This window comes from bacterium (genome assembly GCA_040753555.1).
GTDB lineage: Bacteria > UBA9089 > UBA9088 > UBA9088 > UBA9088 > JBFLYE01.
In genome coordinates this window covers 1-5,697 of sequence record JBFMDZ010000139.1, presented here as the reverse complement: position 1 = coordinate 5,697, position 5,697 = coordinate 1, and the positions used below count along the sequence as shown (strand labels likewise).

Sequence of the window (5,697 nt, the reverse complement as noted above, 5' to 3'; positions counted from 1 at the left end):
TTTACATTTTATTGTCACTCACTTTTTTGTAATTTTTACCTCCCCATACCCCTCAATCCCTTATAAATACAAGAAATTCTACTTTCGCTACCACCAATTTCGCCAAGTTTCTGTTGAAGTTGGGTTATAACACTTAAAGTCATTGTTTTTTATAATCAATTCATTTAATTATTTTCCTAAACCAATCTATTGTTTTTAAAAGCCCTTCCTCTAATGATACCTTTGGAGAAAAACCCAATATATTCTTCGCAAGTGTAATATCTGGCCTCCTTACCTTAGGGTCATCCTCTGGAAGTGGACAAAAGGTAAGGGAGCTTTTACTTTTGGTAAGCTCAATTATACGAGAAGCTATATCTTTAATTGTTCTTTCTTCTGGATTTCCAAGATTAACTGGATTATGAAATTTTTTGTTCATAAGGAGAAATATTCCCTCCATCAAATCATCTACATAGCAAAAGCTTCTTGTTTGCATTCCATCCCCAAAAATCGTGAGGGGTTCATTCTTTAATGCCTGCGGGATAAATGCTGGAATACACCTACCATCTGATGTCCTCATCCTTTCTCCATATGTATTGAATATCCTTACAATCCTTGTGTCAATATTGTGAATTCTGTGATAACTCATAACCATTGCCTCAGCGAACCTTTTTGACTCATCATATACACCCCTTGGCCCAATTGGATTAACATTTCCCCAATAATCCTCTGGTTGGGGATTGACCAATGGATCGCCATAAACCTCTGAGCTTGAGGCTAGAACATAGCCTGCGGATTTTGCTTTAGCAAGACCCAATGTATTATGTGTGCCAAGAGCTCCTGTCTTAAGGGTTTGGATGGGATATTTGATATAATCCATTGGCGAGGCACAAGAGGCAAAGTGAAAAATAAAATCTATTTTTTCTTTTATTTCAATATATTTATTTACATCATAATTTATAAATCTAAATTTAGGATCCTTTATATGCGAAATATTATCAAGGTTTCCTGTTATTAGATTATCCATAGCTATTACCCCTGCCCCTTTTTTAATAAAGAAATCGCAAAGATGAGACCCTAAAAAACCAGCTCCTCCTGTAATTAGAATCTTCATAAATCTCCTTTAATTATAACCTAAAAATCCTTAAATTTGCAAATAAAAATCGAAACTATTCCACATTCTTGAAAAATCCAATCCTTCTATATTTCTTTGCCCTCTCTTCCAAAAGAATATTGGGTTCATAAGATAAAAGCTCATTAAGGGAAGAAATAATTGCATTCTTTACATTCTTTATTGTTTTGTTAGGGTCTTTATGGCTACCCTCTAATGGCTCATCAATAATTCCATCAATTAGCCCAAGTTTATAAAGGCTTTGGGCTGTAAGATGTAGATTTTCCGATGCCTTAGCAACCTCCTTTGCATCCTTCCAAAGAATAGATGCACAAGCCTCTGGTGAGGCAACAGAATATATGGAATATTTAAGCATCAAGATTCTATCAGAAACACCAATTCCTAATGCTCCTCCAGAGCCTCCCTCTCCAATGACAATAGAGATAATTGGACAAGGAAGCTCAAAGAATGTATATAGATTTTCAGCAATTGCCATAGCCTGTCCCCTCTCCTCTGCTCCAATCCCAGGATATGCACCAGGTGTATCAATGAATGTAATTATTGGCTTTTTAAACCTTGCTCCTAATTCCATTATCCTTTTTGCCTTTCTATAGCCCTCTGGATTTGCCATTCCAAAGTTATAGACAAGGTTTTCCTTTAGCTCTTTTCCCTTCCTATGTCCAATGAGCATTACCTTGTTTTCTCCAATTCTTCCTATTCCTCCTATGATTGCCTTGTCATTTTTCATCTTAATAAATTTTTAAATACCTCAAGTGCCGTTAGTAAGCTTTCTTTTCTCAAGGATTTATAGTATTCTGGCTTATGAATTGGTTTATCAACCCTTCTTTCTCCTTCAAGCAATGTAATTATGTTTAGGTCAATATCAAAATATGAAAGCAAAGTATGAGTAGAGGGACTACCATATTTAACATAGTTAGTAGAAGAATAATCACCACCAAGCTGGCTTTCCAATTGAAATAATACAAAAGCAAGGTCAGGGAAAACTTGTTTAAATAATGTAAAGTCAACCAAAATTCTTTTTAGCATTGCATTTTCTGTATATGCTTTGCACTCCATAGCAATTTTAAATTTTCCATCAATATGCACATGAACATCTGTTCTTAAGCAATAGTAAAATTTTTTGATATGCTCCTTTATAAATTTCTTTACTTCTGGGCTTTTAAGCCGTTCAATGTATTCTTTCTTAATTGGAATTTTTACTGTTTCTTTTGCAAGGGATAATCTTTCTGGCTTTCTTCCTAATTCTTTCCATGCTATTTCAATTAAACTTTTTGCCAAACTCTCAACGAGCATTCCCTTGCCAGCTCTAATTATCCCACCATAAGCCCTGCCTTCTGACTCTTTAGCTTTTGTATCAATGCCTTTAACTAAAAATTCATAAGCGTTAATAAGCGATTGTATGTCTTTTGAAAATTTTTTGTCCATATTTTTAAAATACAGTTGCATTAACTTTGGTATTTTTAAGTCTATCTTCTGCTTTTTTGCAATATTCAGGAGAGATATCAATGCCAATGTAATTTCTAAATAGCTTTTTTGCCACTACACTTGTTGTTCCTACTCCATTAAATGGGTCTAAAATTAAATCTCCCTTAAAGCTAAATAATTTTAGTACTCGCTCTACAAGTTGCTCAGGGAACATTGCGGGGTGTCCATATTCTCTCATATTATATTCTGGCGCAATATCCCACCTTCCATAAACCCATTTTTTGAATTCATCGCCACTTATATCTGCCATTTTCCAGTTTCCAGGATGTCTTAAATCACCTTTACAAAAAACCTCAAGAAATTCCCATGTGTATTTTAAATAGGGATTACTTGGACTTTTCCAGCTACCCCAAGCAGTATATTTGCAGTTATAATTATGTTTATCCCACAAAATTTCGCCTTTCCAGATTAGCTTATGCTTAATGAAAAAACCAGAAACTATATGGTGTATGGGGATATAATCCGAAAATAATGGTTGAACATTAACAATAATTCTTCCACCATATTTTAAAACCCTTATACACTCTTTAAATATTGCAAATAATTTATTAAAGTAGTCATTCCAATTAACGCCATCTTTATGGTTTTCATAATCAAGACCAAAATTATATGGCGGAGAAGTAAAGATTAAATCAACGCAATTTTCTGGAAATTGCTTTAAAGTTTCTTCACTATCTCCAATAATTATTTTGTCAATAAATTGCTTTGGCGCTTTATTATTTTGTTTAGAAAAGGTATTATCTCTGGCGTAATAATATGTTCCCCTTATCATTTCTTTTTCTTTTCTGTTTTTTACTTTTCTCTCTTTATCATAGCCAATATACAATCTTTTTCTTCCTTTTAATCCATAACTTTTTATTTTCTCAATGTTATAAAATATAGAATTTAATAATTTAGCGGTATCGCCATTTGAATTTTTTGTTAGCAATTGGATATTCTTTTTGAAATTAAAGAAATCTAATTCCCGCAAGTGTATAATCAGCCAATTGTTGGTCAACTCAAAATAAATATCCTCTTTAGGATATAAAGAAAATAATTGCTGAAGCATAGCATCATCTTGATTTACATCTTTGACATATATTTTTATTAACCTATAATCATTCATTGTTATTTCTCTTAAACACCCCAATCCTTCTATACTTTTCGAGCCTCTCTTCCAAAAGAATATTGGGTTCATAAGATAAAAGCTCATTAAGGGAAGAAATAATTGCATTCTTTACATTCTTTATTGTTTTGTTAGGGTCTTTATGGCTACCCTCTAATGGCTCATCAATAATTCCATCAATTAGCCCAAGTTTATAAAGGCTTTGGGCTGTAAGATGTAGATTTTCCGATGCCTTAGCAACCTCCTTTGCATCCTTCCAAAGAATAGATGCACAAGCCTCTGGTGAGGCAACAGAATATATGGAATATTTAAGCATCAAGATTCTATCAGAAACACCAATTCCTAATGCTCCTCCAGAGCCTCCCTCTCCAATGACAATAGAGATAATTGGACAAGGAAGCTCAAAGAATGTATATAGATTTTCAGCAATTGCCATAGCCTGTCCCCTCTCCTCTGCTCCAATCCCAGGATATGCACCAGGTGTATCAATGAATGTAATTATTGGCTTTTTAAACCTTGCTCCTAATTCCATTATCCTTTTTGCCTTTCTATAGCCCTCTGGATTTGCCATTCCAAAGTTATAGACAAGGTTTTCCTTTAGCTCTTTTCCCTTCCTATGTCCAATGAGCATTACCTTGTTTTCTCCAATTCTTCCTATTCCTCCTATGATTGCCTTGTCATCCCCAAAGAGCCTATCTCCACAAAGCTCTATAAATTCATCAAATAATCCATTTATATAATCCATAATATTTGGTCTCTTTGGATGCCTTGCTATTTGGACTATCTGCCCTGCATTAAGGCTTGAATAAATTTTCTTTTTTTCTAAAGATAAAGACCTTTTTAATTCCCTCTTTTTCTTTTCATCCTTTTCAGCCTCTATTCTTTCTTCTATCTCAATGAAGGGTCTTTCAAAATCCAAAAATTCCATTATAATTTTAAGTATAACCTATCTATAGCCTTTAATGCAACAGATTAAGGATAAAAGGAATGCACCTTTTTGAGGCACCTACAAGGCTTAAGGCAACATTTTTTGCATTATCTCCTGCCTTTTTTAATTCAGCTGGGTTTTCAAGAAAGAATGCTATTTGAGAAAAAAGGGAGGAAGGAGAAACCTCAAATCCACCCCCATTTTTTTAAGTTATTCGCACAATCCTTAAAATTATCGTATGTGTTTAGCTTTAATGGAACAAATGAAATCCGAAATCCGAAATCTTAAAACAAATTCAAATGACTAAAATTGAAAATTCGTAACATTTTACCCATCTGAAAAATAAATTTAAGTTTTTGGAAAAAATGCCGATAAATAAGATGTATGGAGAAAGAATTAAATACTCTTTTGAAAGAAATAGAAGAAACAGCTTGTCCAAACTGCAAAAGGCTCATAGTGATAATCAAAGAGATAGAAGCAAGGAATAGAAATCTTGAGGCAAAAATTGAGGAACATAAAGCAACTACTCCATCAGGAATGAAACCGACTTACGAGAAAAGGAATATAAAGACAAGAAGAAAGAAACCTGGCTGTAAGATAGGGCATCAAGGTTTTTACCGAAAGATTCCAAAAGAGGTGCACATTGAAAAAGATTGGACCTTGGCTACTTGTCCTGATTGTGGAACTGAATTAGGAAAACCAATAGAGATAAGAGAGCGTTATACCGAAGATTTACCTACTATTGAGATCTTAGTAACCAAGCATAGGATATATCGTTATCTTTGTAAAGGGTGTAAAAGGATTGTAGAACCTAAGGTATTAGATGCTCTACCGAAGTCCCGATTAGGATTAAATATACTATTGATGACTGTCTGGTTACACTACGCTCTTGGCACCACAGTCAAAAATATCATTGCCTGGCTTAAAACCCTTTGCTACTTTAAACTTAAAATCCCGCAAATTTTAATAACTATGTGATGAAAGCCTTTAAAAATAAACTTGACTTATTTTTTGTTTATAGTTATAATATTACTATGTCATTTAGGGTGAAACAAAAAATTGGTAGCTATA

Annotated in this window: 6 protein-coding genes; 1 reads left to right on the top strand and 5 read right to left on the bottom strand. The window is 33.7% G+C overall.

What is annotated here, in order from left to right; genetic code table 11:
- Nucleotides 1–160: 160 nt before the first annotated feature.
- The 5 genes from AB1630_09860 to AB1630_09840 are packed head-to-tail and all read right to left on the bottom strand — an operon-like array spanning nt 161 to nt 4,626.
- Complete coding sequence (locus AB1630_09860; protein ID MEW6104094.1) at nt 161–1,090, bottom strand: UDP-glucuronic acid decarboxylase family protein; 930 nt, start codon at nt 1,088–1,090, stop codon at nt 161–163.
- 55 nt (nt 1,091–1,145) lie between these two features.
- Complete coding sequence (gene accA, locus AB1630_09855) at nt 1,146–1,835, bottom strand: carboxyltransferase subunit alpha (GenBank protein ID MEW6104093.1); 690 nt, start codon at nt 1,833–1,835, stop codon at nt 1,146–1,148.
- Entirely contained in the window at nt 1,832–2,533 is a 702-nt protein-coding gene (locus AB1630_09850; protein MEW6104092.1) for a restriction endonuclease, read from the bottom strand. The genes accA and AB1630_09850 overlap by 4 nt, the downstream gene beginning before the upstream one ends.
- Before the next feature lie 4 nt (nt 2,534–2,537).
- Nucleotides 2,538–3,698, bottom strand: coding sequence for a site-specific DNA-methyltransferase (locus tag AB1630_09845; protein ID MEW6104091.1), 1,161 nt, complete (start codon nt 3,696–3,698; stop codon nt 2,538–2,540).
- Complete coding sequence (locus AB1630_09840) at nt 3,691–4,626, bottom strand: acetyl-CoA carboxylase carboxyltransferase subunit alpha (GenBank protein ID MEW6104090.1); 936 nt, start codon at nt 4,624–4,626, stop codon at nt 3,691–3,693. Before AB1630_09840 ends, AB1630_09845 begins: the two co-directional genes overlap by 8 nt.
- A gap of 384 nt (nt 4,627–5,010) precedes the next feature.
- On the opposite strand from AB1630_09840, the gene AB1630_09835 reads away from it, so the two are divergent.
- Entirely contained in the window at nt 5,011–5,604 is a 594-nt protein-coding gene (locus tag AB1630_09835) for an IS66 family transposase zinc-finger binding domain-containing protein (protein ID MEW6104089.1), read from the top strand.
- Nucleotides 5,605–5,697: the final 93 nt, after the last annotated feature.

Coding starts and splice junctions, on each gene's coding strand:
- AB1630_09850 (MEW6104092.1), bottom strand. CDS start 2,533: ATGGACAAAAAATTTTCAAAAGACATACAATCGCTTATTAACGCTTAT.
- AB1630_09845 (MEW6104091.1), bottom strand. CDS start 3,698: ATGAATGATTATAGGTTAATAAAAATATATGTCAAAGATGTAAATCAA.
- AB1630_09840 (MEW6104090.1), bottom strand. CDS start 4,626: ATGGAATTTTTGGATTTTGAAAGACCCTTCATTGAGATAGAAGAAAGA.
- AB1630_09835 (MEW6104089.1), top strand. CDS start 5,011: ATGGAGAAAGAATTAAATACTCTTTTGAAAGAAATAGAAGAAACAGCT.
- AB1630_09860 (MEW6104094.1), bottom strand. CDS start 1,090: ATGAAGATTCTAATTACAGGAGGAGCTGGTTTTTTAGGGTCTCATCTT.
- accA (MEW6104093.1), bottom strand. CDS start 1,835: ATGAAAAATGACAAGGCAATCATAGGAGGAATAGGAAGAATTGGAGAA.